This is a genomic window from Planctellipticum variicoloris (assembly GCF_030622045.1).
In the GTDB taxonomy this organism is placed as follows: Bacteria; Planctomycetota; Planctomycetia; order Planctomycetales; family Planctomycetaceae; genus Planctellipticum; species Planctellipticum variicoloris.
On the sequence record NZ_CP130886.1, the window covers coordinates 6,108,706 to 6,135,111 of the forward strand.

The 26,406-nt window shown below is 64.6% G+C and carries 23 protein-coding genes and 1 pseudogene; 10 read left to right on the forward strand and 14 right to left on the reverse strand.

Going from position 1 to position 26,406, the window contains the following annotated elements:
- Nucleotides 1-266: 266 nt before the first annotated feature.
- Together recJ and SH412_RS23840 are read left to right on the forward strand one after the other, a co-directional pair.
- Complete coding sequence (gene recJ, locus SH412_RS23835; RefSeq protein WP_336520535.1) at nt 267-2,051, forward strand: single-stranded-DNA-specific exonuclease RecJ; 1,785 nt, start codon at nt 267-269, stop codon at nt 2,049-2,051.
- Nucleotides 2,052-2,073: 22 nt separating this feature from the next.
- Nucleotides 2,074-2,556, forward strand: a complete 483-nt coding sequence (locus SH412_RS23840) for a hypothetical protein (protein WP_336520536.1) — start codon at nt 2,074-2,076, stop codon at nt 2,554-2,556.
- Here SH412_RS23840 and SH412_RS23845 read toward each other — a convergent pair.
- From SH412_RS23845 to SH412_RS23860, 4 genes are all read right to left on the reverse strand, one after another.
- Complete coding sequence (locus SH412_RS23845) at nt 2,547-3,857, reverse strand: Vgb family protein (protein WP_336520537.1); 1,311 nt, start codon at nt 3,855-3,857, stop codon at nt 2,547-2,549. The genes SH412_RS23840 and SH412_RS23845 overlap by 10 nt on opposite strands.
- 269 nt (nt 3,858-4,126) lie before the next feature.
- Nucleotides 4,127-4,669, reverse strand: coding sequence for a hypothetical protein (locus SH412_RS23850; protein ID WP_336520538.1), 543 nt, complete (start codon nt 4,667-4,669; stop codon nt 4,127-4,129).
- A gap of 70 nt (nt 4,670-4,739) precedes the next feature.
- On the reverse strand, nt 4,740-6,533 hold the full coding sequence (locus tag SH412_RS23855; RefSeq protein ID WP_336520539.1) for an Hsp70 family protein: 1,794 nt from the start codon (nt 6,531-6,533) through the stop codon (nt 4,740-4,742).
- A 108-nt stretch (nt 6,534-6,641) separates the two neighbouring features.
- A complete protein-coding gene (locus SH412_RS23860; RefSeq protein WP_336520540.1) occupies nt 6,642-7,196 on the reverse strand; it encodes a DUF2760 domain-containing protein in 555 nt (184 codons plus the stop codon).
- Nucleotides 7,197-7,585: 389 nt separating this feature from the next.
- Here SH412_RS23860 and SH412_RS23865 point away from each other — a divergent pair, with 389 nt between their 5' ends.
- Together SH412_RS23865 and SH412_RS23870 are read left to right on the forward strand one after the other, a co-directional pair.
- The gene (locus tag SH412_RS23865) at nt 7,586-7,834 is read left to right on the forward strand and encodes a hypothetical protein (RefSeq protein WP_336520541.1); all 249 of its coding nucleotides are present in this window, start codon (nt 7,586-7,588) and stop codon (nt 7,832-7,834) included.
- A gap of 34 nt (nt 7,835-7,868) precedes the next feature.
- A complete protein-coding gene (locus tag SH412_RS23870; RefSeq protein WP_336520542.1) occupies nt 7,869-9,209 on the forward strand; it encodes an outer membrane protein assembly factor BamB family protein in 1,341 nt (446 codons plus the stop codon).
- 70 nt (nt 9,210-9,279) lie between these two features.
- On the opposite strand, the gene deoC is transcribed toward SH412_RS23870, so the two are convergent.
- Nucleotides 9,280-10,005, reverse strand: coding sequence for a deoxyribose-phosphate aldolase (gene deoC, locus SH412_RS23875; protein ID WP_336520543.1), 726 nt, complete (start codon nt 10,003-10,005; stop codon nt 9,280-9,282).
- A 253-nt stretch (nt 10,006-10,258) separates the two neighbouring features.
- Here deoC and SH412_RS23880 point away from each other — a divergent pair, with 253 nt between their 5' ends.
- From SH412_RS23880 to SH412_RS23895, 4 genes and pseudogenes are all read left to right on the forward strand, one after another.
- Nucleotides 10,259-10,426 (forward strand): SEC-C metal-binding domain-containing protein, encoded by a 168-nt coding sequence (locus tag SH412_RS23880; RefSeq protein WP_336520544.1) that lies wholly within the window; start codon nt 10,259-10,261, stop codon nt 10,424-10,426.
- A gap of 230 nt (nt 10,427-10,656) precedes the next feature.
- Complete coding sequence (locus tag SH412_RS23885; RefSeq protein WP_336520545.1) at nt 10,657-12,171, forward strand: arylsulfatase; 1,515 nt, start codon at nt 10,657-10,659, stop codon at nt 12,169-12,171.
- A gap of 145 nt (nt 12,172-12,316) precedes the next feature.
- A pseudogene (locus SH412_RS23890) lies at nt 12,317-12,658 on the forward strand (AlbA family DNA-binding domain-containing protein); the annotation flags it as partial.
- Nucleotides 12,659-12,667: 9 nt separating this feature from the next.
- Nucleotides 12,668-13,693, forward strand: coding sequence for an ATP-binding protein (locus SH412_RS23895; RefSeq protein WP_336524177.1), 1,026 nt, complete (start codon nt 12,668-12,670; stop codon nt 13,691-13,693).
- Between the two features lie 374 nt (nt 13,694-14,067).
- Here the strand turns inward: SH412_RS23895 and SH412_RS23900 are convergent, their stop codons facing one another.
- A complete protein-coding gene (locus tag SH412_RS23900; RefSeq protein WP_336520546.1) occupies nt 14,068-14,790 on the reverse strand; it encodes a class I SAM-dependent methyltransferase in 723 nt (240 codons plus the stop codon).
- A gap of 180 nt (nt 14,791-14,970) precedes the next feature.
- Between SH412_RS23900 and SH412_RS23905 the strand changes: the two genes are divergently transcribed.
- Nucleotides 14,971-16,197: an FAD-dependent oxidoreductase gene (locus tag SH412_RS23905; RefSeq protein ID WP_336520547.1), complete on the forward strand. Its 1,227-nt coding sequence runs from the start codon at nt 14,971-14,973 to the stop codon at nt 16,195-16,197.
- Between the two features lie 743 nt (nt 16,198-16,940).
- Nucleotides 16,941-17,753, forward strand: coding sequence for an aldo/keto reductase (locus SH412_RS23910; RefSeq protein WP_336520548.1), 813 nt, complete (start codon nt 16,941-16,943; stop codon nt 17,751-17,753).
- On the opposite strand, the gene SH412_RS23915 is transcribed toward SH412_RS23910, so the two are convergent.
- From SH412_RS23915 to flgG, 8 genes are all read right to left on the reverse strand, one after another.
- The gene (locus SH412_RS23915; protein WP_336520549.1) at nt 17,744-19,657 is read right to left on the reverse strand and encodes a flagellin N-terminal helical domain-containing protein; all 1,914 of its coding nucleotides are present in this window, start codon (nt 19,655-19,657) and stop codon (nt 17,744-17,746) included. The two genes, SH412_RS23910 and SH412_RS23915, sit on opposite strands and share 10 nt — an antisense overlap.
- Nucleotides 19,658-19,776: 119 nt before the next feature.
- Nucleotides 19,777-21,474 carry a flagellar hook-associated protein FlgK gene (flgK, locus tag SH412_RS23920; protein WP_336520550.1) on the reverse strand — a complete coding sequence of 566 codons (1,698 nt, stop codon included), beginning with the start codon at nt 21,472-21,474 and terminating at the stop codon, nt 19,777-19,779.
- Nucleotides 21,475-21,501: 27 nt separating this feature from the next.
- Entirely contained in the window at nt 21,502-21,984 is a 483-nt protein-coding gene (flgN, locus tag SH412_RS23925) for a flagellar export chaperone FlgN (protein ID WP_336520551.1), read from the reverse strand.
- 148 nt (nt 21,985-22,132) lie between these two features.
- Nucleotides 22,133-22,609 (reverse strand): rod-binding protein, encoded by a 477-nt coding sequence (locus tag SH412_RS23930; protein ID WP_336520552.1) that lies wholly within the window; start codon nt 22,607-22,609, stop codon nt 22,133-22,135.
- Nucleotides 22,610-22,665: 56 nt separating this feature from the next.
- A complete protein-coding gene (locus tag SH412_RS23935; RefSeq protein WP_336520553.1) occupies nt 22,666-23,742 on the reverse strand; it encodes a flagellar basal body P-ring protein FlgI in 1,077 nt (358 codons plus the stop codon).
- A 30-nt stretch (nt 23,743-23,772) separates the two neighbouring features.
- A complete protein-coding gene (locus SH412_RS23940; protein WP_336520554.1) occupies nt 23,773-24,435 on the reverse strand; it encodes a flagellar basal body L-ring protein FlgH in 663 nt (220 codons plus the stop codon).
- Complete coding sequence (gene flgA, locus SH412_RS23945) at nt 24,432-25,565, reverse strand: flagellar basal body P-ring formation chaperone FlgA (protein ID WP_336520555.1); 1,134 nt, start codon at nt 25,563-25,565, stop codon at nt 24,432-24,434. The genes SH412_RS23940 and flgA overlap by 4 nt, the downstream gene beginning before the upstream one ends.
- A 33-nt stretch (nt 25,566-25,598) precedes the next feature.
- Nucleotides 25,599-26,396 (reverse strand): flagellar basal-body rod protein FlgG, encoded by a 798-nt coding sequence (gene flgG / locus SH412_RS23950; protein WP_336520556.1) that lies wholly within the window; start codon nt 26,394-26,396, stop codon nt 25,599-25,601.
- Nucleotides 26,397-26,406 lie beyond the last annotated feature (10 nt).

The following is a 26,406-nucleotide window of genomic DNA, read 5'->3' on the forward strand; positions in this document are numbered from 1 at the left end:
CAAGAAGAATCACGGAAGCGGTCCGTGATTCGTGGCGAGCGGTCAGTGAGAAGGAGTTCGGAGTGGAATCTGGAAAAGTGAAGACGGCCGGGCGCGCCTGGCCCTACTCCACCGCCGCCGAATGGAGCATCCACGCAGAAACCCAACTCTGCGTCGGCAGGGGCCGCCTGTGGCGGGCGGTTTGACTCTGGGAGTGCGGGGCGATGTAATCGGGGGCTCTCGCCTGCTGCGGGAGATCTCGATTCTCCTGCACGGACGCCCTGCTGATGGCCAGACACTGGCGAATTGCGACTCACGACGCCGGTTATGTCGGCCAGCTCGCCGCCGATCTCAAGATTCCCGCCCTCGTCGCCCAGGTCCTCGCGGCCCGCGGGTGTCGCTCCGCCGCCGATGCCCAGGCGTTTCTCGCACGGAAGCTCACCGACCTGCATGACCCCGAACTGCTGCCGGGCGTCTCCCAGGCGGCCGACCGGCTCGTGGAAGCGGTCAAAGCGGGCCGGCGGATCACCGTCTACGGCGACTACGACGTCGACGGCGTCACCGCAACCAGCCTGCTGTGGCACTGCCTGCAACTGGCGGGAGGACGGGTCGACTACTACATCCCCTGCCGCATGGAAGAGGGCTACGGCCTCAACTGCGACGCCCTCCGGCAACTCCATACCGAGGATCCGAGCCGGATCGTGATCAGCGTCGACTGCGGGATCACCAGCGTCGCCGAGGCGGTGCTGGCGAAGGAGATCGGGCTCGAACTGATCATCACCGACCATCACCAGTTCGCCGAGAGCCTCCCCGACACGCTGCTGGTCCATCCTCGACTGCCGGGCGGAAACTATCCCTTCGGCGATCTCTGCGGCGTGGGGGTGGCGTTCAAGCTGGCCTGGGCGATCTGCGCCCGGCTGGGGGATGGCAAGAAGGCGTCGCCCCGGATGCGCGAGTTTCTGCTCAGCGCAATCGGGCTGACGGCGATCGGCACCGTCGCCGACGTGGTGCCGCTCATTGGCGAGAACCGCGTGCTCGTGTCGACCGGGCTGGGAGGCCTGCTCGAACGGGCCAATCCCGGTCTGCGGGCGCTCCTGACGATCACCGGGCTGGCAGAGCGGGAGTCGCTGCAGGCGGAGGATCTGGGGTTTGCCATCGGGCCGCGGATCAACGCCGCCGGCCGGCTGGGACAGGCCCGACTGGCCGTCGAACTGCTGACGACCGACAGTGCCGAGCGGGCGACGGCCCTGGCGGCGTATCTGGACGAGCTGAACAAGAACCGCCAGACGGTCGAGCGGCGGATGCTGAAGCAGGCCAAGGAGATGGTCGAAGAGCATCCGCAGTGGCAGGACGAACCGGCTCTCGTGCTGGCGCATGCCGACTGGCATGCGGGGGTGATCGGCATCGTGGCGAACCGGGTGGCGGATGCTTTCCAGAAGCCGGCGATTCTGCTGTCGTACAACGGGCCGCAGGGACTGGCGCAGGGCTCGGGACGCTCGCATGCGGGGTTCAATCTGCATGCCGGGCTGACGGCGTGTCAGGAGCTGCTGACGACATTTGGCGGGCACCATGCCGCGGTCGGGCTCAAGATCTCGCCGGACCGGATCGACGCCTTTCGCGAGCAGTTCACGCAATACGTTGCGGCGCACCATCGGCCGACTGCGGAGGATGTGGAACTGGCGGTCGATGCGGAAGTCCGGCTGCAGGACATCACGCCGCGCGCGGTCGAGCAGCTTGAGCGCCTGGGACCGTTCGGAGCGGCGAATGCGCGTCCAGTCTTTGCGGCATCGGGCGTTCAACTCGCGGCGCCGCCGAAGAAGATGGGTGAAGGAGAGCGGCACCTGTCGCTGCTGGTGCGGCAGTATGGGGAAACGCTGCGGGCGGTGGCGTTTGGACGGGGCGAATGGGCCGACGAGATGGCGGCTCATTCGGGAGACTTTGCGATTTGTTTCCAGCCGGTGATCAATCGGTTTCGCGGTCAGGCGAAGGCGGAGCTACAATTGGTCGACTGGCGGGCCGAAAGCACGTCTTCCGCCGGATCCCCCCGTCCACGCTCGTCGGCAGTCCGCTGACACTCTGCCGGAGAATTCCATCATGACCGTCATCACTCTGGCCGACATCGTTCAAGCCGTCCAGGACGGCAACGGCCCGGTTGCCGCTCAGCATTTGCTCGAACTGACGGGCGCCCGCGCAACGGGGCTGTGGAAGCTCGACGGAGAGTCCCTGCACCAGCTCGGCTTCACCACCGTGCCGGAAATGCATGCGGCAACCCGTGCCGAGTTTGCCGCGTTAACCCGGACGGTCCCGCTCAGTCACGACGGACTGGGAATCGTGCAGGCCGTCTTGAAGCGGGAACCTGTGATGGCCCGGCGGCATCAGGGACCGATGTCATTGGGAACGTCGGCCACCTGGCTCGACCGGTTCGATGCGGCCTGTTCGCTGTCTTACCCCTGTTTTTCTGAATCAGGAACGGTCACCGGAATCGTGGCGCTGGCGCATGTCGAAGTGATCGATGAGACGCATCCGGCCTGGCAGAGCCTCCAGGAACTGGCGGCGCTGCTGGGACCTCAGTTGTAAGTCGACGTTCCACTTGCAGCCCGGTTCGATCGGCGACGCACCCGACCGATCATTGCTGCCAGTCCCGCCAGACCCGCCAGCAGCAGCGAGGAGGGTTCCGGGTTCAACAGCGTCGGCCGTCCAGGGGGATTGCTCCCCTCCGGGTCGGGGTCTCCTCCCGGTGGATTGAAGGGCGGATTGCCTCCGGTCGGAGGAAGCCGATCGGTGTCGGGGACGCCTCCTCCTCCGCCGCCGCCGCCGCCAAACGAGGCAAACCTGGGGGTGCTCCCCCCGGTCCCGATGCCCGAACCGAATCCCGAGCCTCCGGTCAGGCCGGTGCCACTCATTCCGCCATATCCGCCGCCGACAACCGATGCCGGCTGCGGATCGGCCGGGGGAGTCTCCGCGGGGACAAAGTTGTCTTCGACGGGAGCGGGCAACGAAAGATTGCACTGACCGGCGGTCAGGAACGTCGTTTCGCGCGGATCGATCGTAAAGAACTGGCCCTGGGCGTTGCCGCCGTAGAGCTTGCCGTCGGCCCCCCAGGCGAGTCCCATAATGGAACCGATCTCCTGTTCAACGTCATACTGCCGGATCAGGTCGGAAACACCCGTCGCGGGATCGATCTTGAACAACTGACCGACGGCGTTGCCGCCGTACAGGATTCCGTCGGGACTCCAGGCGAGAGCCATCACAGAGCGGATGCTTTCTTCACTGCCGGTCTGATGCAGCAGCGCGTAGTCGCCCGTCGTCGGGTCGATGGTAAACATCTGCCCCTGCGTGTTGCCGCCGTAGAGTTGTCCGTCGGGACCCCAGGCGAGGGCATCGACGGAGCTGGGGCCGTTTTCGCTGGTGAAACTCGCCAGGACCGTGGTGGCTCCCGACTGCGGATTGAACACGATCAACGGGCCGGGGGCGGTGGCCGAATAAAGCCTGCCGTCCGGGCCTTCGGCCATCGCAAGGAGGGCGTCTCCCGACAGCTCCGTGACCAGAGTGAGGCCGCCATCGACGGGATCGACGAGGAAGACCTGCCCCTGCGCGTTGCCGCCGTAGAGTTTGCCGTCGGGGCCGGGAGTCAGTTCCTCAATGCCGTTCGGAGTGTCGTCCGGCCCGTACTGACGGATGAGCGTCCATTGTCCGGCGAGGCTCTCGCCGGCCGTGAAGGGATACAGTTCCGTCGATCCGGTCGAAGGAGTGAAGTGTCGCGCTGCGGCGCTGGCGATCGGCGCAGCCGAGCCCCCTCCGACGAGGCTTGCGGCCAGCAGGGCGGGCGCCAGCCGGCGGCGAAAACTCAAACCTGACTTGATTGCGTACGGTCGCATCCTGACGCCTTCCACAGATGCAGAACGAATGGCGCGTGGGCAATCCTCTGCACCGCCGCCTGTTCGTCGTCCCATCTCCCGTCAGCGTAGGGAGGGATTGAAGGCCTCGACCATGTGCAGTCGAGCGATGCGCAGGGGGATTCGGCGACCAGAACTTCGCACGGCGGCCCCGCCCGCAGAATCGGCAGAACCGTTGTCGCCGGACGGCAACACGTTGCCGCGGATTGGCAACGTGTCGTTAGATTCGGCGGTCGGGAAACGCACGCCGGCTACCGGGCGGCGATCTTCTCGGCGGCCGTCGGCGAGCCGTACTTCGCAGCCGCCTTCCAGTAAGCCAGCGCCAGCGACATCTTCCGGCTGGCTTCGGCTTCACGGGCCAGCCGCTCGAACTTGAGCCGCTTGTCGAGATCCCGTTCGGGCTCGGCCCGAGCCGGTTCCGCAGTGCGGTCAGCGGCATGTCGCCGGGCCAGCGCAGCCTCCCAGCGGCTGGCCGATGGCGCAGACGGCTCCGCAGTTTCCAGCAGGGCTTCGTCCATCGCCCGCAAGTCGTGGATATAGACGCTGGTGGTGACCGAGCTGCCGGACAAGCTGTAACCGCGGGAACTGCCATTGCGGAACGGGCCGAAGCCGTACGAGGCCCGCCCGGCGGCCCCGGAACGGACGCTCCCCAGCAGGGCAGTTCCGCGATCGGGAACCGTCACGGTCGTATCGACGCTGAAGTCCTGCAGGACCGGCTGCTGCACGGCAATATTCTGCGCCTGCACGGTCTGCGCGGCGAGAATCAGCAGCAGCGACGCCAAACTGCGGAGCATGGGAGGTTCCCTTTCGGAGTCCGGCCATTGTCGCTCCGAACCGGCCCGAGCTGCAAGACGCATCTGGCCCCTAATTCTCCGCGTCGTCCCGCACGCTGAATTCCAGCTTCCACCGCCCGGAACCGCGGGCGCTGACGCACCAGAGCTCCAGCACGCCCAGTTCGGTAATGTGCGTGTGGAAGTTGACCGGAACGTAGTGGTCGTCAATGGAGTCGTCCGGCGGGAGGGTCGCCTGCAGCGAATCCGTTTCCTGGAGATCTTCGTCGGTCCATGCCGTGAGCCGGCTGCCGGGACCGTCGTCTTTGCGGGTCGGTGAACTGAAGAAGCGGAACTGAGCCGGCTGGCCGACGATCAGGCCGATCGGCTCCGAGGGGACGTCGAGCTCGGTCCCCTCTTCCATGCCGTGCGGCACCACGCAGAGCGCCCGCAGCGGCCGGGGAGCGCCGGGAATGGCGAGGCCGGCGGTCTCGATGCCGATGTAGTAAGAGCGCGGGGCGCCGCCGCGGATGCGAACGCCTCCCTTGAGCTTGGAGAACCCGTAGTACGCGGCTCCCTGGGCGACCGAGTGATCGAGGTCGTGCGAGCCTTCGAGCAGGACGGGCGGATTCTCGGGGAACCACTCTTTCAGGACGCCCAGCAATCCCGTTCGGAGCAGGTCGGCCTTGAAGACGCCCCCGTTAAACAGGACGTGGGTCGGTCGGACCGGGCCGTCTTCGTCGTTGCCGTGCGTCTGCAGGAAGGCGGCCAGATGGCGGGTGACGGCGGTGTCGTGCTCGTAGGGGAGGCCCAGTTCCTGGAAACCCGAGGCCCGCTGCCGGCGTGGTTGATCGGTCGTCGCACAGGAGGGAAAGAAGCCGGTGGCGAGCAGGTCGGAGACCGCACTCCGCTCGACTTCCACCGTCACCGTTCCGCCGATCAGCTTGCTGCCCCGTCCAAGGACCGAGATTGGATGCTTCTTCGGGCCATCGGTGGCCAGCAAGGCTTCCTTGGCGGCCCGGCAGGAATGCCACAGCGAGACCGACTGCCAGGGATCGAGCTGGACCCCCTTCTTGGCAAACAGGCCGGCGACGTGATGGGCCAGCGCGAGGTCCATGTTGTCGCCGCCGACGAGCAGGTGATTGCCGACGGCGATCCGGCGAAGAACCAGTTCGCCACCTTCCTCTGCGGCACCGACCAGAGTGAGGTCCGTCGTCCCGCCGCCGACGTCGCAGACGAGGAGCGTCTCGCCGACCTGCATCACCTTCCGCCAGCGATCGCCCATTGCGGCCAGCCAGGCATAGACGGCGGACTGGGGTTCTTCGAGGAGCACCAACGATTCCGGCAATCCGGCGGCCGAGGCGGCTTCGCGCGTCAGTTCGCGGGCGCTGGCGTCAAACGAAGCCGGGACCGTCAGGACCACCTGCTGCTCGGCGATCGGAGCGTCGGGAAAGGCCTGCTTCCACGCTGCGACGAGATGTTCCAGATAGCGGCGGGACGCCGTGACCGGAGAGACTTTCGGAACGTCGTCGCCCGCCCCCCAGGGGAGGATCGCCTGATGCCGGTCGACCCGGCTGTGACAGAGCCAGGACTTCGCAGCCCCGACGGTCCGCTCGGGGAGATCGGCCGACTGCCGACGGGCGAGTTCCCCCACGGCGAACTCGCGACCCTGCTGCCAGGGGAGGTCATAGGCCCCGGACGCTGCTTCCGCTTTCCCGCCGAGAAACAGGAACGACGGCAGCATGGTCCGGTTGTCGACCGTTCCCGGGGCGACGAGCTGCGGGATGGCGAGCAGCTTGACCTCGGGCTTGTCGACTTCCAGCGGCGTATAGGCCAGCACGCTGTTCGTGGTTCCCAGATCGATTCCGATGCAGTATTTCGCAGCCATGCGTGGCGTTCCTTCTTCGTCCTGACGCAACGGCAAACTGCCGCGCGGTGTGCTGTTCCGCCGGTTCACTCAGCATCAATGCCGGTCAATCACGGACGCAAACGGATGCTATTCGATTTCCACTTCGGCCGCGGCGATGGCTTTCGCGGCAGCCTCCGTTCCCGTAAAGACCGGAACGTCGCAGCGAGTCGCTTCCCAGCCGTGATGTCGCAGCCGGCCCTGGTGGGGACCGTTTCCGGAGACTTTGCCGGTCAGGCGATACCGGGCGGCGTCAAAACCGGCGGGGACGGTCACCGCTGCCCCTTCTTCCTCGGCGAGCACCGGCTGGATGCCAAACATGCGGTCGACGACTTTGCCGCTGTCGCGATGAATCTCCCGCGCCGCGGCGCCGATCTGCTCATCGGAATAAGCCGACAGGTCTTCCTTGAGAAAATCGACAAACCGGGCTTCGCGCTGCAGAGCGGCCAGAACGAGGAGCGCGTCGCTGACGACCGGTTTCTTCGGGGGGGGCGGAGCCACGGGTTCGGGAGTTCTGGCAGCGGGGGCTGGGGTGGCGTGCGCAGGGAGAGCGCGGCCGCTGAGAACTTCCTGAACCTGCTCGGCGGTTCGAGCGTCAAAGAGCGTGCGAAAGAAAACGCGAAAAGCGGCGGTAACGCGCCCCATGGAGCTGAATTCCTCAAGACCTCAGTCGTCGCAACCTGAACGGCCGCAACCATCAACGAGGTAGTAGCGCGGGCGACGCCGGAAAAGTCAACCTTGAGGGGCCGTCGTCCGCCGGATGCATCGGAACCTGTTGATCGCGACAGTCTTGCGCTCGGATGCTGAAAAATTCGGAGGTTGGCGCGCACCGAACTGGGCTGAATTCCGTCTATTGCGTAGACATCTTCGTAGACATCGGGAACTCGCTGGACGCACCGGGCATCCAACAGTTTTTTCGGAATCCTCCGAAACCTTCCCTCCGGACCTGGGTTTGCCAAGTCAGGAGGCGGGAAAGTCGGCAGCACTCACGGACGAGTCGCCGCGGCCGTTTCTCCCCTCAGTCAGGCGTTATCATGCAAGAAGTCTCGAGCTCCGCGGCCGCTTCGTCGGCCGGTCACGTCGCAGATGGAATCGCTTCCAGTCTGATCCCCCAGCTTTCGCCAACGACGATCGGCGTGTTTGTCGCGGCTGGTGTCGTCGCGATGGCGATTGTCTACTTCCGAGGTCGCCGGATCGAACGTCGGCGACTCCAGCATGTGGTCACGATTTATGCCGACCGCCAGCTCCTCCGCGATCGCGGAGCAACGGTCACGTCGGCTTAGCCGGTTGCTTTCAGCATTCCCGACAGGAGGCCTCATGCCGCTCCGATCCCTGCTTCTGGTTGTCGTCGGCGCCGGCTGTCTGGCGAATACAGGCATGGCCGGCGGCTGGCCGCGGTTCCGGGGGCCGAATGGATCGGGAGTCAGCCCGGACGATGTCCCGACGCCGACCACCTGGAGCCCCACCGAGAACCTGAAGTGGAAGGTCGCGCTGCCGGGCGAGGGAGTCTCCTGCCCGATCGTAGTCGGCGACCGGGTCTTCGTGACGACCTACTCCGGCTACGGCTTCGAAGGCCGGGATCCGAAAGATCTCAAGCGGCACTTGGTCTGTCTGGATCGCCAGACGGGGAAGGTTCTCTGGGACAAGACGATCGAAGCGGTCCTGCCCGAGGACCCCTTCACCGGCATGGGGGTTCCCCAGCACGGCTATGCGTCGCACACGCCGGTCTCCGACGGCCAGCGCGTCTTCGCGTTCTTCGGCAAGACCGGCGTCGTGGCGTTCGATCTGAATGGCGAGCAGCTCTGGCAGCACGGGGTCGGCACCGAATCCGATCCGCGCCGCTGGGGTTCTTCGTCCAGTCCCATTCTGGTGGATGGCGTTGTGATCGTGACCGCCGGCCCCGAACGCCGGGCGATTGTCGGGCTCGACGCCGAGACCGGTAATGAACTGTGGGAAGCGCCGTCCGATTCGCTGGGCAACGTCTGGGGAACGCCCGCCATTGCGAAGATCGACGATGAACGGACCGACGTAGTCATCGGCGCGCCGTTTGAAATCTGGGGACTGAACCCCAAAACCGGCAAGTTGCGCTGGTTTTGCGAAGCGATGGACACGGACAGTTTCAATACCAGCGTCGTCGTTCAAGACGGCGTGATCTACGCCATCGAAGGCCGGAGCGGCGGATCGATCGCCCTGCGGGCCGGCGGCAAAGGGGACGTCACCAAGACGAACGTCGTCTGGAGCGGCCGGGATATCAACCGCTTCGGCACGCCGGTCGTGTATCACGACCGGTTGTACTTCGTGTCCAACGGCATCGTGAACTGCATCGATGCGAAGAACGGCGGCAAGGTCTTCCAGGCCCGATTGCAGGGGGGCGACCGCGTGACGGATGCTCCGCCGCCGGGCGGTCGACCGGGCGGAGGCCGTGGCGGTCGCGGCGTTTCCGACTATTCCTCGCCGGTGGCCGCCGACGGAAAAATCTACTACGTCTCCAGCTCCGGCGACATGCATGTGCTCAAAGCGGGCGACTCGTACGATTCCCTCGCCGTCAATCAGGTCACCGAAGAGAGCGAAACGTTTGCCGCGACGCCGGCCATCAGCAACGGCGAGCTGTTCATCCGATCGAACAAGCACCTGTATTGCGTGTCGGAGAAAAAGTAAGCGGAGCCGGCGACATCGAACGAAGACGGGGTCAGGACTCTCACGGCAGGAGTCCTGACCCCTTCCGCTTTCAATAACCGCCGATCGGGCCGGAGGGCGTGTGGATGATCGGCGCCAGTTCCAGGCGTCGTCGGCATTCATCGAGCATGTCCTTAGTCCGGCTGGCCCCGCAGCGGGTGACTCCCAGCGCCCGGACGGCCAGCAGACCGTCGAGATCGCGGACGCCTCCGGCGGCTTTGACCTGCACGTGCGGCGCGGAATGCTTCCGCATCAGCTTCAGGTCATACAGCGTTGCACCGCCGGTGCCATAGCCAGTCGACGTTTTGACCCAGTCGGCGTTCAGTTCACTGCAGATCTCGCACAACCGGATCTTGTGCTCGTCTATGAGAAAGCAGTTCTCGAAGATGACTTTGACCTTCTGCCCGGCGGCATGAGCCGGTTCAATCACCGCAGCGATATCCTCCCGGACGTAGTCCCAGTTGCCGCCGAGCACCTGGCTGATGTTGACGACCATGTCCAGCTCTTCGCCGCCATCGGCGAGCGCTCGCTCAGCCTCGGCTCGCTTGATCGCGGTTGTGTGGCCGCCGTGCGGAAAGCCGATGGTTGTACTGGCTTTGACGGTGCTCCCCTTAAGGAGTTCGGCGCAGCGCCCGAGGGCGTAGGGCAGAATGCAGACGCTGGCAACATCATAGGCCAGTGCCAGGCAGATACCGGCTTCCAGATCGACCGTGGTCAGCGTCGGGTTGAGCAGCGAGTGATCGATCATCTTTGCGATGTCGGCGTATTGATAGTCCATGGAAGGATCCTGTATCGGTGAAGAGAGCTTGGAGAGCGTCCCCAAGGATCGATACGCAAATGGCGATGAGCGGTTCGAGAATTGTCGGTCACCCGCTTCCGATCCGCAATGCGCGGGCGAACCTCCATTAGCTTTGCGGTGTCGTCGTTGACCGGAGCGACCTGACGATGGTTGCCGGCTGTCATCCCCGTCTTCCGAGGAGGCGTATCATGGACCAGGACTTCCCCCACGAACTGCCGTTTTTTTCGAAACGATGAGCAAGCGCCGCCGGGGCTTCCCGTCGGAGACCCAGGTCAAGCGGGGCGAGCGGATCGTGCATGGCGACAAGCTGCTGGAAGAGAAGCTCGGCCGGAACGATCTCTGCCCGTGCGGCTCCGGCCGGCGGTTCAAGAAGTGCTGCCTGACGGAGGGCTGGTTTTGACGGGGCGAACCGGCAGTCCTTTTTTCCGGGAGTTGTAGGAGAGAACAGCCCGGATCGCAGCATCTGAACGCATACGTTCGTATGTGTGCCGTTCAATTGACTCTTGCGCCTTGCCACGCGCCGGCTGCGATCCGGTTGCCTCGCCCGGTGTCATCCCTCATGCTGGGTGCAGTTCGCTCTTCGAGTGAGCGTTCCACAATCTCGACAGGTTTGACACCGAGGCAATCCCGATGCGCACCGTCTTCGCAAGCTGGCGGCCGATCGCCGCCGTGATCCCGGTCCTGGCGCTCGTACTCTCCCCCGGCGTCGTTCCGGCATCCGCGGCCGACAAGCCCAACATCGTTTTCCTGCTCTGCGACGACCTTGGCTTCGGCGATGTCGGCGCGTTCGGGCAGCAGAAGATCCGCACGCCGAATGTCGATCGCCTCGCCGCGGAAGGGATGAAGCTCACGACCCACTACTCGGGCAACGCTGTCTGCGCCCCGTCGCGCTGCGTCCTGATGACCGGACTGCACCCGGGCCACGCCTTCATCCGCGACAACCGCCAGTACCGCAAAGGGAGCGAAGGCCAGTGGCCCGTCCCCTCCGAAACGGTCACCCTCGCGGAAGTTCTGAAGGATCTGGGCTATGCCACCGGCGCGTTCGGCAAGTGGGGACTGGGCGCGCCCGACACGACCGGCGAGCCGCTCAAGCAGGGAATCGACCGTTTCTTCGGCTACAACTGCCAGGCCGTCGCCCATAACTACTATCCGACCTCCCTCTGGGACAACGGGGCGAAGCTGCCGCTCAACAATCCCCCCTTCGCCGCCCACCAGAAGTTCCCCACCGACGGCGATCCCAACGACCCGGCGAGTTACGCCGGCTACTCGGGGAAAGACTTCGCTCCGGACCTCATCACCGCCCAGGCGCTCAAGTTCATCCGCGACAACAAGGACCGCCCGTTCTTTCTCTTCTACCCGACGACGGTCCCGCATCTGGCCCTGCAGGTTCCCGACGATTCGCTGGCAGAGTACGCCGGCACGTTTCCCGAGGAGCCCTACCTCGGCAGCAAAGCCTACCTCCCCCATCCGACGCCCCGCGCCGCGTATGCCGCGATGGTCACCCGGCTCGATCGCGAGATCGGCCGGCTGATGCAGGAAGTCGCCGCCCAGGGACTCGACGACCACACGATCTTCGTCTTCTCGTCCGACAACGGTCCGCTGTACGACAAGCTCGGCGGCACCGACACCGATTTCTTCCAGAGCGCAGGAGTTTTCCGCGGCCGGAAGGGATCGCTTTACGAAGGCGGCGTCCGCGTCCCGACCATCGTCCGCTGGAAGGGGAAAATCGCGGCGGGGACGGAATCGAGCCGCGTGAGCGGCTTCGAAGACTGGTTCCCCACGCTCGTCGAAGTCGCCGGCGGCTTAGAGGCGATTCCGAACGGACTGGATGGAATCAGCCTCGTCCCGACGCTGCTCGGCAAAACGCAATCCGATCGACCGTTCCTGTACCGCGAGTTCCCCAGCTACGGCGGTCAGCAGTCGATTCGCGTCGGCGACTGGAAAGCCGTGCGGCAGAATCTCAATCCCCCGGCCCGCCGCCCGCTCAACCCCGGCCCGATCGAACTCTACGACCTCGCCAGGGATCCCGCCGAAGCAAACGATGTCGCGAGCGACCATCCGGAACTCGTGGCGAAGCTCTCGAAACTGCTGGCCGAACAGCACGTGAAGTCCGAAATCTTCCCGATCCGGGCTCTGGACGAGTAGGATCTGTTGGAAGCATTTCGGATAATGCACGGTTCCTGCACTGCAGAACGCCATTAACCTTGGCATGAGGTCGGTGCAGCCGACTCGAATTACTGCTCGCGGATCAATTCAGATGGTCGTCTCACTCTCGGACCTGCAGCAATGGATGGCGAGTCCGAGGGAAACCGAACATATCGAGTTCAAGGAGGCGAAGCACCATTTCGACGAAGGGAAGCTCTATCGCTATTGTGTCGCATTGGCGAATGAGGGTGGCAGAAAGTTGATTCTAGGAGTATCGGATAAGGCCCCCCGCAAAGTCATCGATTCCCAAGCGTTCCCTGATCCCGGTGCAATTGTCGGCAAGATCTTCAATAAGCTGCGATTTCGGGTCGTGGTGGATGATGTCCAACACCCAGACGGCCGGGTCTTGGTTTTCAGCATTCCGCCTCGTCCGACTGGGACTGCGTATCAGCTCGACGGCGCATACCTTATGCGGTCTGGCGAAGAGCTTGTCCCCATGTCGGAGGATCGACTCCGGAAAATCTTCGACGAGGGAAAACCTGACTGGCTCGCCGGCTCGGCTCGTGACAATTGTACGGGCGACGAACTGGTTCAGTTGCTGGATACTCAGAGCTATTTCGATCTGCTGAAGCTCCCGTATCCGGCTACCCGCGATGCCGTTCTTGAACGATTCGAAAAGGAGAAGCTCATACTCGCGATCGGCGGGAAATGGAACATCACGCGATTGGGAGCGAATTTGTTTGCGAAACGACTCGGGGAGTTTGAAGATCTGGCCCGCAAAGCTCCACGCGTCATTGTCTACGCCGGGCAGAGCAAGCTGCAAACTCGGCTCGATCAGTCCGGTGGAAAGGGCTATGCCGTCGGCTTTGAGGGCCTGCTGGAGTTCGTGAACGGACTGATTCCGGCGAATGAGATCATAGGTCAAGCACTGCGAACTGAGGCCAAGATGTTTCCATCTCTGGCCGTTCGCGAACTGGTAGCGAATGCTCTGATTCATCAGGACTTCGTGGAGACCGGAACCTCAGTCGTGATCGAACTCTACTCCGACCGCCTGGAGATTACGTCACCCGGTCGGCCATTCATCTCTCCAGACCGCTTTATTGATGAATACCAGTCTCGAAACGAGCGTCTCGCGGACCTCATGAGGCGCCTGGGAATTTGCGAGGAAAAGGGAAGCGGTGTCGACAAAGTGGTGAACGCTGCGGAAGTGTATCAGTTGCCGGCTCCCGATTTCCGCGTCGGTGAACGTCACACGATTTCGGTGCTCTATGCCCACAAGCTCTTCGAAGACATGGACCGGGAAGAGCGAATTCGCGCCTGCTACCAGCATTGCTGCCTGCGCTACGTGATGAATCAGAAAATGACCAACCAGAGCCTACGGGATCGTTTTCAGCTCCCCGAGAAGAAGTCGGCGACAATTTCACAGATCATCAGCGGCGCGGTCGATTCCGGAAGAATCAAGCTCGATGCGCCCGATCAATCTTCGCGACGGTACGCAAAATACGTGCCGTTCTGGGCCTGAGAGTTCGCGATGCGGGGACCGCTACAAGCGATTATCTGAGAATAGGTTGCGCTTCCGAAAAATGTGTTGACGGCAGCTTTTGCAGTCGGATTTGCCGGAATCGGCATCGACCTGTCCCATTTAATTCCTGAGGAGCTTCCAGATCATGGACTCACCCTAAATCGCTATGAAGAAATGGGTTACGCATTTAATCGCAACTCTCCGACATTGGTGACATGCAATTTCGAGCAAATCGGGCGAAATTCGAAAGCCGCGCGAAATCGCCAATCTGATCTGGCTCGCTCTGTTCGTTACGACCAGCCTGCTGGCCGAACAGCACGTGAAGTCCGAAATCTTCCCGATCCGGGCCCTGGACGAGTAGCGGCGTACCCGCCCTATGCCACGCGCCTCTTGCCGGCCTCGCAGCACCCGTTCGCCGCTTCGCAGCAAGCCCCCTGCCCCGTCATCAAGCCCCGCTTCGCGAACTCCCGCCAGCGGTCCGGCGACACCAGCAACTGCGGCGCACGCCAGCTCACCGTGTAGTAGCCCCGCCGGGCGTGCCGGCCGCGCAGCCAGCCCCACGTCGACCGGCTCAGCCAGGGATCGGCATAGTTGGAAATCGCCGCCTCGCCCGGAAAACAGGCCAGATGCCGGGTCCAGCAGTTCTGCTGATGGTGCTTCATCGGCAGCGGCGAGTCGTCGCCGAACGGTCGCACGAAGACGGCGTGGCCGCCGGGTTTCAGGCATGCCAGCAGATTCGCCGTGGCGATCCGGGCCGAAAGCCCCAGCAGGTTGTCCGTGTACGAGCCGCATTCCTGGACCAGCACCAGATCGTAGCTGTGGTGCTCCAGCGGAACCGACTCCGACGGCTGCGCCGCGTGGAACTCGATGCGCGGAAACATCTCGCGGGCTTCGTCCACGGAACCAAGTGAATCGTCGATCCCGGAAACTTCAAACGAGATGTCTTCCAGAAACGACGCCAGCTCCCCCGTCCCGCAGCCGACCAGCAGCACCCGCGACCCGAACGCGAGTCGATGACCGATCAGGATCCGGCTGAGAACCCGCGCAGATAGCTGCACCGGCACCGCAGGAATGAAGGAAGAGGCCGAATAGGCCATCAAAGGATGCTCCAGCAGAACGACCGGCCCGCGCAGTCCGACTTCTATCCTTCGGCAAGAATGTTCGTCAAGGGCATTCTCTCAATCAAGATGGTTGATCTTTCCAGCCGGCGACTCCGCCGCTAAAACTCCCCCCGCTGCGAGATCCGCAATGTCGGGACTCGACGGATGGAGTCGGATATGCAACTGGATGCGGTAATCTTTGGCGGCGGAGTCGCCGGACTGTGGCTCCTCGATCGCCTCACGCGCGAAGGCAACCATTGCCTGCTGCTGGAAGCCGGAACCCTCGGCGCCGGGCAGACGATCGCCGCCCAGGGAATCATCCACGGCGGCATGAAATATTCCCTGCAGGGGCTCCTCAGCAAATCCGCGCGCAACATCCGCGAAATGCCCGCCGTCTGGCGCGACGCGCTGCTCGGACGCACGACCCCCGTCCTCACCCGGACCCGCGTCCGCGCGGAAGAATGCTACCTCTGGCAGACCGATTCGCTGACGTCGCGGGCCGGCATGCTGGGAGCCCGTCTGGCGCTCCATGTCACCCCAGAGCCGGTCTCCCCCGAGGAACGCCCCCCCGCGCTGGCGCGCGTCGCCGGAACCGTCGTACGCCTTCCCGAACAAGTCCTCTGCGTGCAGAGTCTCCTGGCCGATCTGGCGGACCAGTATCGCTCCCGGTTGCTGCAGATCGACGCTCAGCACGGCCTGACTTTCGAACTCAACAGCCCCGGCGAAGTCCGGGCCATCATCCTCCACTCTCCATCCGACCGTCGTCCGCTGCGCCTGCAGCCGCGCCACGTGGTCTTCACCGCCGGGGCCGGGAACTCGACGCTCCGACGGCTCGTGGGGCTCGACGGCGAGTCGATGCAGCGCCGCCCCCTGCATATGGTCCTCGTACGGGGCGGCCTGCCGACACTCAACGGCCACTGCATCGACGGCGCGCGGACGCGGGTCACGATCACCTCGGATGTCGATGCCGCCGGACGGACGATCTGGCAGGTCGGCGGTCAGCTCGCGGAGGACGGAACCGCGCTCGCCGCGCCCGACCTCATCCGTCGCGCACGACACGAGCTTCAGGCCGTTCTGCCGGAGATCGACTTCACGCAGTCCGAATGGTCCACCTGCCGCGTCGATCGCGCCGAAGGCATCACCGCCGAGGGAGGCCGCCCCGACAACGTGCAGGTCCTCTGCGCCGGGAACGTCACCACCGGCTGGCCAGCGAAGCTCGCCCTGGCCCCCGTTCTCGCCCGCGAGATCGCCGCAAGAATCAGCGCTCCGACCGGAAATGCGACTCAGAACTGGGCGGAGCTGGCGGACTGGCCCCGACCGGCCGTCGCCACCCCGCTCTGGGACGAGCCCGGCCGGAACTGGGTGAACCTCGATCGCGATCCCTCCGCCGCCCGAGCCGCCTAGACTCCAGTCAGACCTCGATTCCGGCGCAGAGTTGTCTCAGTTCCCTCGTTCCCAGGCTCCGCCTGGGAACGCCTCTTCAGACGCTCCGCGTCCTCTTCGTCTTCCGGCTTCTCCACACGCACCACCTCTTCGCCCTCTCCTCCCCATCCACCATCCACGACCCACCAACCACTTCTTATGTGAATTCCGCGCAACAAACTCGCTATTTATGACGGGGACATAGGAGCATGCGCGTCGGCGGGCAACCGTCGGCGTTCCGGACGATTCCCGTCAAACCGGGCCTGATCAGGGCCCAGCGACGGGGTTTCCGCCAGGAAACCCCGAGGGGGCGCACCCCGTGTGCGCACAGCCTCGACGTCGAGCTTTTCCCGTTCACCCGGCCGCAAGACCGGCGAACCTGATCAACGTGACTGAACCGCCGGGACTTCAACCGGCCATTCGAAACCGCCAGACGGACTCCGGCGGGACGGCCGTAAAACCGCCGACCCGCCGGAGCCGATCGCGGTACGCACGGCGCGTAGGGCAGGCCCCCGCCTGCCGCATTGCGGCATCCACGGCCATCCGACTCTCTCGCGCCCCCCGCCTTCTCCTCACTAGCCACCAGCCACTAACCACCAGCCACTTCCCCAGGAGTTCGCCTCGAAGACTCGACCCCGGCCACCCGATCGTCCCATAATCATCTCCTGCAGTTCAGCGGCCACACATTCGCCCCGCCAGCCGGTCACGCCAGGAAAGTTCCTCACATGCCCTCGAAGCCGCTCCCGGATTCGCGCTGGCCGCGACGGCTGGGAAACACCGGCCTGCCCCTTCCCGCGCTCGGCTTCGGGGCATTCAAGATCGGCCGCAATCAAGGCACGAAGTATCCGGTCGGATTCGAACTCCCGGACGATGCCGCCGTCGACCGCCTGCTCAATGGCGTGCTCGACCTGGGTCTGACGTTGATCGATACCGCCCCCGCCTACGGCCTCAGCGAAGAACGGATCGGTCGCAGCATCGCCCGGCGTCGCGACGAGTTCGTCCTCTCGACCAAAGTGGGAGAAACATTCGACGACGGCGTCTCGCGCTACGACTATTCCGCCGCGGCCGTCCGGGCGAGCCTGGAGCGCAGCCTGCAGCGGCTCCGGACCGACGTGCTCGATCTGGTCTTCATTCACTCGAACGGCGACGACCTGACGATCCAGCAGCAGACCGATGTGGTCGATGTTCTGCAGGACTTCCGTCGACGCGGGCTGATTCGCGCCATCGGTCTGTCCGGCAAGACCGTGGCCGGCGCGGAGCTCGCGCTGGAGTGGGCCGATGCGCTGATGGTCGAGTATCACCTGCACGACCGCTCCCACGAGGCCGTCATTGAAACTGCGGCCGGCCGGGGGCTGAGCGTCGTCGTCAAGAAGGCCCTCGCCTCCGGTCGGCTGCCGGCGCGCGAGGCGATTGCTTTCGTGCTGCGGAACCCCGCCGTGGACTGCGCGGTGGTCGGCGGGCTCGACCTGGAGCACCTGCGCGAGAATGCGTGCTCGGCCCGCTCGGTTCGCAGTCCGGAGAACGGCGATCAGATGTAGTTCAGGATCGTCATTTTCAGCGTCTGCGAAGCGACCTGATAGGTCGCCTGCAGGATCTGCTGCTTCTGCGTGAGCTGAGTCACCACATCCGCCAGGTCGGCGTCGATCAGCAGCGACAGCGTCGCTTTGGTATTGATGGCCGCATCTTTGAGGCTGGTGTTCGTCGTGCTCAGCAGGTTCTGTCGCGTTCCGATCTCTCCCCGGATCTCCGCGACCCGCGACGCTTCGAGGTCAATCCGTCCCACCAGCCTGCTCAGTGTCGCGTTGTCGTTCGTCCGCAGCGCCGTTTCGAGTTGACTGAGCACTGTAAATATGCCGTCGGCCTGTCGCGGATTGACGTCGCGTCCATTGAGCACGCCGGCCGCGCCGCCGTCGTCTGTTCCATCCATCCCCAGTTGCTTTGAGAGATTGGAGCTGGCGACGGTGAGCGCCCCGGCCCCGGAGTCGTCCGTCAGCGAGATTCCATTGCCCGTCGCCACCAGCGACGCGACGAGGTGCCCGGGATCGACCGCGTTGACCCGGTCGAGGACATCCTGCACCGTCACCGCGCCGGCGAGATCGACGCTGACCGACGAGCCGTCCCGACGGGTGATCGACAGCGAAGTCGGCTCCGTCGTCAGGCCGACGCCGTAATTCAGGTCCGCGACGCGCGTCGTTCCGGTCAATGTGCGGACGCCGAGATCCGTCGCATCGGTCCCGCCGTTCTCCCCGATGGAGAAATTGACCCCGCTCAGACGGGTCGAGATCGCAATTCCCCGTCCGTCGGCGCTGATCCCCACGGCGAGATCGGGGTCGGCGAGCCGGATGCGATTGAGGACGTCGCCGACCGTCGTGGCTCCGTTGAGGTCGACGATCGACGTCCGGGTTCCGTTGACGATCCGCAGGCCGGTTCCCAGCGTCGCAGCGATTCCGGCGCCGCCGTTCAGCGCCGCGACCGGCGTCGACTCCGTAAGTGCGGGCTCCAGATTGCCGCCGTTGATCTGGGCGACGGGGGTCGAAGCGATTCCGAGCAATTGAGCCGAACGGGAACCCGGCGGATCGGCGACGGTGATCGTGCCGTTCGAAGGGGTCAACTGAATTCCATCCCCCGCGGCATTGATGCCGACCGACACCGTCTCCGCCTCCAGCGCGAACGCATCCTCAATGCGGGTCTTGACGTCCGCAATCGACCGGGAGCCGGTCAGGTCGACCGTCTTCGTGATCGGCGTTCCGTTGTCGACGGTGATCGTGATTCGCCCGGGAACGACTCCCGCCCCGTCGTACAAATCCCCCAGCGACGTACTCAGCGTCAGCGCGGGATTGATGTCCTTCGAAATCGGCTGACTCAAAGCCCCGAATGCGGAGGCGCCGTCCACGTTGCTCGACAGCAGCAGCGAGATGTCGGCGAACGTCTGAATCTGCCCCTGGTCCCCCCCGTAGCGGACGACTCCGTTCGTCGACATCGTGAAGGGGGTCGTGAGAGACTCCGTTCCGGCAAACAGATACCGGCCATTGTAACGCAGGTTCGCGGCGTTCAGCACCGACTGGGTGATCGTCGCCACTTCGGCGGCGAGCGCCTCCCGCTGGGAGTCGGTGGCCGAGTCGCCGATCCCTTCCTGCACGATCGATCTGGCCCGGTTGAGGGCGTCGGAAACCGTCGACAGGCTCTGCTCGGCGGACCCGAGATAGCCGTCGTTGATCACTGCGTTGCCCGACACGGAGTCCTGCCGCTGAGACAGCGTCTGAATCGTCAGCGCCTGCAGCGCCTGCACCGGCAGATCGGAGGGCAGCAGAAATTTCCGGCCCGAGCTGAGCTGCTCCTGCAGATTCGACAGGGACGCCCGATTGTTCTCGACCGCCTCCTGCAGCCGCCTCCCGAGGAGGGAAATCGGCAGTCGACCCGGAAGAATGGTGCTGATGGTCATATTGGTAGATTGGTTATTGGTTCTTGGTCATTGGCTTTTGGTCAGTTGTCAGTTGCGGGAGGCCGCGGCGGCGTCTTCGTTTCGACATTCCGCCTTCCGCATTCGACATTTCTACCCCGTCAGATCTGCAGCAGCGTGCTCAGGAGCTGGTCCACGGTCGTCACAATCCGCGCCGCCGCCTGATAGTTGCGCTGGAGCTGCATCATGATGATCGTCTCTTCGTCGAGACTGACCCCCGAAGTCTGCTCCCGCTGCGTCGTCAGCGAGCTGCGGAAGTTCTCCGATCCCTGCGCCAGAGCGTCCTCCGCGGCGGCGCCCTGCACGATTCCGCCGGTGATCTGCTCGAAGAACTGGGGCAGCGTGCTCCCCCCCAGCGAGCTGTGCTTCACATCGGGCAACTGAGCCAGCGCCACCGCGTTGGAGTTGTCGGACGGCCCCCCTCCCCGACCCGTTGCAAGGTAGCGAGGGTCATCGACGACGACCTGATTGACCCCGATGTCCCCCGAACTGCTCCCGGTGAAGAACGTGTTGATCCCCAGCGACGCCAGCACGCCGCTGGTGTCGTTCGAAAAACTGAACTCATACCCCGCCGCGCTCGCGATCCGCAGCCGCCCGTCGGTCGTGATCGTCGCCGTCAGGTTCGGAACGGCGTCGATCGCGTTCTTAAGATCGGTCAGCGACGTATCGGTCCCGATGCCGTCCAGATCGATGCCGATCTGGGCGGTCTCGGTGATTCCAGTCGCCTGATTGACCGTCTTAATCTCGAAGCTGCCGTGTTTCGGCGGAAACGGGAGCCCCGCCGTACTGAGGGGCGACGTCGAGTCGTAGAGATGCGTCACACCCGTGACGTCCGTGAACTTCGCAACGCCCTCGCCGGAGGCATGGATCTTGTTGAACTCGTTGATGAAAGCGCCGGCCCACTCGTCGAGCTGCGTTACAAACCCGCCCAGGATCTTGTCGCGCCCTTCGATGGTGCCGCGGATCTCGCCGCCGCCGGTCGTGAGGATGCTGCGCGTCTGTGAAAGCTGGACCTGCAGCCCCTGCAGTCCGTTCTCGCGGGTGTCCACGAAGAGATTCAGCTTCTGGACCTGACCGTCGAGCAACAGATAGTCCGATCCGGAATAGAGATCCACCGACCCGGACGGACGTTCGATGGCCCGGATCGGCATCAGCTCCGACAGGCGATTGATGGCGTTCATCCGCTCGACCCGGAGCGCCCCGGCGTCGTTCCTGCCGAGACCGTTGGCTTCGAGCTGCCCGATCTGGGGATTGAGCGTCTTGATCTTCTGAATGAGGGTGTTGGCTTCATCGACACGCGACTTGAGCTGATCGTTCTGCGAATTCTGCAGATCGGTCAGTTTGAGCCGGAGCTGCGTCACCGCCGTGGCGAACTGCTCGCCGGATTCGACGAACGCCGTTCGGAGCGACGCGTTCTCCGGCTGGTTGACGACCGACTGCAACTGCCCCATCAGCGTATTGAACTGGTTCGAAAGGTCCCCTTCGCCCAGCGTCTGCAGGGCGCTCTGCAACTGCTGATAAACGCCGCTCCGCGTCGACGAGAGACCGACCGACGTGTTGGCGACGTGGATGCGGGCTTCCAGGAACTTATCGAGCTGCAGCTTGACCCCGTAGGCCAGCGCGCCGGTGCCGACGAGCACGCCCGCCGATTTGGACGGCGGCGTGGCCTGGATGATGAGCTTTTCGCGGACATACCCCGGCGTCGTGGAATTGTTGATATTGTTCCCGGCGACCTGAATGCCGAGCGAGAACAGATCCAGCGAGCTGGAGGCGATCGCGAGTGCGCTGTTGAGTGACACGTGGGGCTCCCTGCCGGAGGCAGTCGGTCAGACGGCTGCGTCGAGGACGGCGCCGCCATTCGAATTGCTGGCGGGTCGTTCCTCGTAAGTCGGAGCAGTCTGGCCGCCCCGCGCAATCACGTCGACCATCTCCGCATAGTGCCGTTCGCAGCGCTGGCTGATGACCCACTGGATCCAGGCTTCCTGCCGCAACGCGACCGAAAGCTGCTGCAACTGCGGCAACCGGACGCGCAGGTCGACCGCCTGCGGGTCGCTGAGCTCCGTCAGCACTTCCGACAGCGACTCGCCCCGGCACCCCAGCGCTCCGCTGGCCTCGAGCAGACGGCTCCGCCAGACGACCAGCGCCTCCAGGCGCGTCGTCAGCTTCAGCTCGGAGGCATTCAGCTCCGCCAGGCGGACGGCGTCGGCGGCGACCAGCACCCGCCGCTTCTCCTGCAGCAGCGTCAGCAGCTCCTGCTGCGTCGCCGCGAAGACGTCGACGAAGCGCGCGATTTCCTCGCAAAGTCGCATCGGATTCCCCCCTTGCCCGAATGACGGGTCCCGCGGGAGTCGATGCCCTTCGCCGACGGACTGCCGGAACGAGCGACGCGATCCGCCGCTGGGCGCAACGCGTCTCTCCGGCCGACGATCCGACTTTACCGAAGACTCCCGGCAGTCCTTATCTTCGGAAGGACGGGAATGACGCTGGCGTGACGGTTGTGATTCCGGCGCCGTCGGCCGCAGCTTGTGACTGGCGTGACAGTTGCGAAAGCTGTTCGGCGGGGGTGGTCTGGCTCGGGAGGGGCGACTTTGCGGACGGGGTCGAGTCTGCGGAGCTGGAAGTGAGTTCGGGTTTATAGGCCCGCAGCCCGGCGGAGAAGCGTTCGAACAGCTCGCCGGTCAACTGGTCCCCGTTGCGGGCCGCCATCTTCTCCGCCAGCACCTGGTCGAGCTGGCTCTCGAACATGTCTTCGGCTTCGCCGCCGTGCAGATAGGCGGGCTTCCCTGCCGTCTGCCGCAGCGACTTGAGCATCTGCGTATAGAAGACTTCGCCGACCGATTTGGAGAACGCTTCGCGCAGCTTGTCGTTGTCGATCGCGCCGGCGCCCGACTGGGCCTGCGAGGTCAGAGTTGTCAGGGACGACAGCGAACTCATCGGATTCTGCTTCTGTGACGGAGGAAGGCGTTCGAAACTTGTCGGTCCGTGAAACGTCAGCGTTCCACAAGCTCGGCGTGCAGTTTTCCGGTGGCGTGCAGTTCCCGGATGATGGCGATGATGTCGTCCGTCGGCACGCGCAGTTGATTGAGCGCGTCGACGAGCTGCTTGAACTGCTGCGGGGATTGCCGCCCGCTCCCTTCCATCATGGCCACGAACGGACCGCTCGCACCGGGAAGAGGCGCGTCGCCTTCGACTTCAATGCTGAAACTCTTGTGCGAGATGACGACCGGGCTGAGCTCGACCTCCCCCGTCACAATCACCGTCCCGGTCTTGCTGTTGAGGATCACGCGGGCCTGCGTGTGGGGGAGATCGATCGCCGTCTCCAGAATCTGCGCAACGAAGTCGACGGTCGACTTCCGGTACTGCTCGGGAATGCGCACTTCGACGGCGGCGGGACCGACCGGCCGGGCGAGCTCGGCGCCGGACGATTCGAACGAGAACTCGCTGTTCACCACGCGGGCGATTTCGCTCGACGTCCAGAAGCTGGCGTGATTGGGGTCGATCAGCAGCGTGACGACCGGGTTCTCCGCCTGCTGGCTGACGAACAGCGCCGTGACATCGGTCATCAGGTCGACGCCGAGCGCGATCTTGCCGACCGTCGCCCGGACCGGGTCTTCCAGAGTGATGCCTCCCCCGGCGAGACCGACCGCGGTCTCGCTGCGGACCGCGGCGGTCGTCAGCGGCGTGGACAGCAGCCGGCCGCCGCGAAGGCTCTTCGCGCCCCCGATCGCGCTGACATGGCAATCGATCTTCTGGCCGCGACGCAGCCCCGTCCGGGGAATCGTGGCTTCCACCATCACCACGGCCACGTTGTCGGCGTTCTTGATCTCCCCGTCGGCGATGGGATATTTCATCCGCGTCAGCGCGGCGCGCAAAGCGCGAACGGTTGGAGCGTTCTTCGCGCCGTCGCCGGTCCCCGGCAGGCCGATCACCAGCCCGAACCCGGTCAGACGAACCTCCTGCTGCCCCTGGACGGAGCAGATATGTTCGAGCCGGACGCGCGCGAATGCCTCCTGCGGCAGGCAAGCCAGCAGCAGGACCACCGCACCAAGGATGCTCCGGCGGATCATGAGTTTCTCCAGACCTGAAAGTCGCATGTGTCAGAACGGCAGAAGCGTGTCGAGAATCCGCCCGCCCCAGTTGACCTTGGTGCTGTCGAACACTTTGCCGCGCTGCTTGCGCTCGATCCGCAGCTCGGCGATGTCTTCCGTCCGCGCGGATCGGGTCGGGCTGATCTTGGCCTTGTCGACCCGCCCCGTCAGCCGGTACTCGAAAAAGTCCTGATTCGTCCGGATCGACTTGCGCGCTTCGAGAACGATCGTGCCGTTGGGGAGGATGTCGACGACCGTGGCCCCGATCTTGTACGTGATCCCTTCCAGGTCGGTCGACTGGCCGATCGTCTGCAGCCGGTTCGTCAGCGTGGCGTCGATCGTCGGCTGGCTGGCCGCCGCCGGGACAACCTTCTGATACCCGTCGGTGTTGACCAGCCGGATGAACTCTTTGAGCTGCGCCGTGTAGGTGCCGTTGCGCTGACGGTTGAAGCGCGAGTTGACGATCACTTCGGCCTTCTCGTCGACCTCGATCGTGATGATGTCGTGGACTTTGATCTGCGGCGGAGGGGGGGCCGGCTCCAGGTAGACCCACGAATAATCCTGCATGCGCGGAGATCCCTGCGGATCGATGAACGGTCCCGGCTGCGCCAGGACCGGACACGGACCGGACAGCACGACCGCCAGCACGGTCAATGACAGCAGGCGGATCATTGGACGCCTCCCCGACCGGTCGGCACCGCCTCAGAGACGAAGCGGACGGGGCCTGCCGCCGACCCCGGTTGGGCATCGGCCAATCCGGTCGAAATCAGCTCCGCCTCATGAAACCCCGTCACGCGGGCCTGAATCCGGTCCCGCGCGTCATCCAGCGCCACCAGATTCACGACTTCGTCGAGCCCGCCGCCCGACATCGCCTTGAACTGACGTCGGACGACGACTCCCGGCGTCGAGACGCGAACCGAGACAATGTCGCCTCCGCGAACGAGGGCGACCACCGTCAGATCGGCGGCCTGCAGGACTTCCCCTGGACGGATCGCCTTTCGCGTGGCCCGGCCGACGGCCTCTGCAAGGCTGGAAATCCCGGTGGCGTCCTTGTCGGCCTTCTTCCACTGCAGATCCAGCGGCTGGAGGACATGGTCTTTGGGCAAGGCGTGGCGGACCGTCAGAATGCGGGGCTGCATGACGAGCCAGGCGGCCACCCGGACCTGCCGGGGCGCGGCCGACGACGTGGCGGCGATGTCCAGTGTCAGCGGCTGCGGACCGCCCGCCACGAGCGCCCGTTCCTGGAACCGAATCGCGCCCGGCTGCGTCTCCAGAATTGCCCCCAGATCCTCGTCGCGGACCTGAACTTCCAGCTCGTACGCCGCATCTTCCGTTTGCGCGGAGCTTTGAAAACGACGGACGAACGCGTCCCGAATGATCGCCTGAGCCCGTTCCTGCGGCGATGGCCCCTTGACAGCGACTGGCGGCGTCACGCGCTGCGGAATCGGCGTCGCCGGGCGCGGAGCAGGACGCGCTTCAACTGGCGTCGCCACCGACGACTGGCCGACGAATTCAATCTCCGCCAGATTCACGCCGTGAGCGATCAGCCGGGTGCGGACCAGGTCGAAATCGACCCGGACGGCTTTCCCCGTGGCGGGCTGCAACGTCACCGCACCCAGCCGGGCGACGACCTGAGGGTCGACGTCCGAGATCTCGGCGACGTCGGCCAGGCGGATCACCGGTCCCTGCGCTTCGACCCGTTCTTTCAGGCGCACGACCGCTCCCTGGGCCGGCAGGGCGGGCAGAGAGCCGCCGAGGGCAAGCAGCAGGAGCAGGATCGTGCGGGGGACGGTCGGAGTCACGTTTCGAGTTTCCGTAGGCGGTTTCCGCCCTCGTCAGCGGCGGATGTTGGCGACGAGCTGCAGCAGTTGATCGGAGGCCTGGAGGATCTGACTGTTGAGTTCGACGTTGCGTTGAGTCTTGATGAGTTCGACCAGCTCGACGACCGGTTCCGTGTTCGAGATTTCGAGGTAGTTCTGCATGATGGTGCCGAGACCGAGCTGGCCGGGCTGGCCCGGAAGCGGCGGACCGGAGGCGTCCGACTGCTGATACAGGGATTCGCCCATCTGCATCATCCCTTCCGGATTGATGAAGCGGGTGAGCTGGATCTGCCCGACCTGGGACAGGTTGGGGGAGCCCGGCTGGAGAACTGCGACGATCCCTTCCGGAGAGATCGAGATCTGCGTGGCGTCGTTGGGAATGCTGATCGGGGGATTGAGCCGTCGGCCGCGGTTGGCGGACCCGATGACGAGGTCGCCGTTGTCGTTGAGGGCGAACTGACCGTTCCGCGTGTAGAGCGGCCCGTTGACGTCCTGGACTTCCATGAAGCCCGCCCCTTCGATCGCGACGTCGAGCTGCCGACCGGTCTGCAGCAGACTCCCCTGAGTGAAATCCTGCTGCGTGGCGGCGACCGTCACCCCCAGGCCGAGGGCGGTTCCCAGGGGGGTCCGCTGACCGAGGCTGTCCTGCGCACCCGGCAGCTTGAAGTTCTGGTAGTACACATCTTCGAAGTTCGTCCGCGATCGCTTGAACGCGTTCGTTCCCGTGTTCGCCATGTTGTTGGCGATCACGTCCAGGTTGAAGATGTACGCATTCATGCCGGATGCGGCGGAATGCAGTGCTCGATAGAGCATCGGTGACCAG

What these genes read in the sequence shown, in the direction of transcription:
- recJ (WP_336520535.1), top strand. Translation starts at nt 267, where the DNA reads ATGGCCAGACACTGGCGAATTGCGACTCACGACGCCGGTTATGTCGGC.
- SH412_RS23840 (WP_336520536.1), top strand. Translation starts at nt 2,074, where the DNA reads ATGACCGTCATCACTCTGGCCGACATCGTTCAAGCCGTCCAGGACGGC.
- SH412_RS23845 (WP_336520537.1), bottom strand. Translation starts at nt 3,857, where the DNA reads ATGCGACCGTACGCAATCAAGTCAGGTTTGAGTTTTCGCCGCCGGCTG.
- SH412_RS23850 (WP_336520538.1), bottom strand. Translation starts at nt 4,669, where the DNA reads ATGCTCCGCAGTTTGGCGTCGCTGCTGCTGATTCTCGCCGCGCAGACC.
- SH412_RS23855 (WP_336520539.1), bottom strand. Translation starts at nt 6,533, where the DNA reads ATGGCTGCGAAATACTGCATCGGAATCGATCTGGGAACCACGAACAGC.
- SH412_RS23860 (WP_336520540.1), bottom strand. Translation starts at nt 7,196, where the DNA reads ATGGGGCGCGTTACCGCCGCTTTTCGCGTTTTCTTTCGCACGCTCTTT.
- SH412_RS23865 (WP_336520541.1), top strand. Translation starts at nt 7,586, where the DNA reads ATGCAAGAAGTCTCGAGCTCCGCGGCCGCTTCGTCGGCCGGTCACGTC.
- SH412_RS23870 (WP_336520542.1), top strand. Translation starts at nt 7,869, where the DNA reads ATGCCGCTCCGATCCCTGCTTCTGGTTGTCGTCGGCGCCGGCTGTCTG.
- deoC (WP_336520543.1), bottom strand. Translation starts at nt 10,005, where the DNA reads ATGGACTATCAATACGCCGACATCGCAAAGATGATCGATCACTCGCTG.
- SH412_RS23880 (WP_336520544.1), top strand. Translation starts at nt 10,259, where the DNA reads ATGAGCAAGCGCCGCCGGGGCTTCCCGTCGGAGACCCAGGTCAAGCGG.
- SH412_RS23885 (WP_336520545.1), top strand. Translation starts at nt 10,657, where the DNA reads ATGCGCACCGTCTTCGCAAGCTGGCGGCCGATCGCCGCCGTGATCCCG.
- SH412_RS23895 (WP_336524177.1), top strand. Translation starts at nt 12,668, where the DNA reads ATGTCGGAGGATCGACTCCGGAAAATCTTCGACGAGGGAAAACCTGAC.
- SH412_RS23900 (WP_336520546.1), bottom strand. Translation starts at nt 14,790, where the DNA reads ATGGCCTATTCGGCCTCTTCCTTCATTCCTGCGGTGCCGGTGCAGCTA.
- SH412_RS23905 (WP_336520547.1), top strand. Translation starts at nt 14,971, where the DNA reads ATGCAACTGGATGCGGTAATCTTTGGCGGCGGAGTCGCCGGACTGTGG.
- SH412_RS23910 (WP_336520548.1), top strand. Translation starts at nt 16,941, where the DNA reads ATGCCCTCGAAGCCGCTCCCGGATTCGCGCTGGCCGCGACGGCTGGGA.
- SH412_RS23915 (WP_336520549.1), bottom strand. Translation starts at nt 19,657, where the DNA reads ATGACCATCAGCACCATTCTTCCGGGTCGACTGCCGATTTCCCTCCTC.
- flgN (WP_336520551.1), bottom strand. Translation starts at nt 21,984, where the DNA reads ATGCGACTTTGCGAGGAAATCGCGCGCTTCGTCGACGTCTTCGCGGCG.
- SH412_RS23930 (WP_336520552.1), bottom strand. Translation starts at nt 22,609, where the DNA reads ATGAGTTCGCTGTCGTCCCTGACAACTCTGACCTCGCAGGCCCAGTCG.
- SH412_RS23935 (WP_336520553.1), bottom strand. Translation starts at nt 23,742, where the DNA reads ATGATCCGCCGGAGCATCCTTGGTGCGGTGGTCCTGCTGCTGGCTTGC.
- SH412_RS23940 (WP_336520554.1), bottom strand. Translation starts at nt 24,435, where the DNA reads ATGATCCGCCTGCTGTCATTGACCGTGCTGGCGGTCGTGCTGTCCGGT.
- flgG (WP_336520556.1), bottom strand. Translation starts at nt 26,396, where the DNA reads ATGCTCTATCGAGCACTGCATTCCGCCGCATCCGGCATGAATGCGTAC.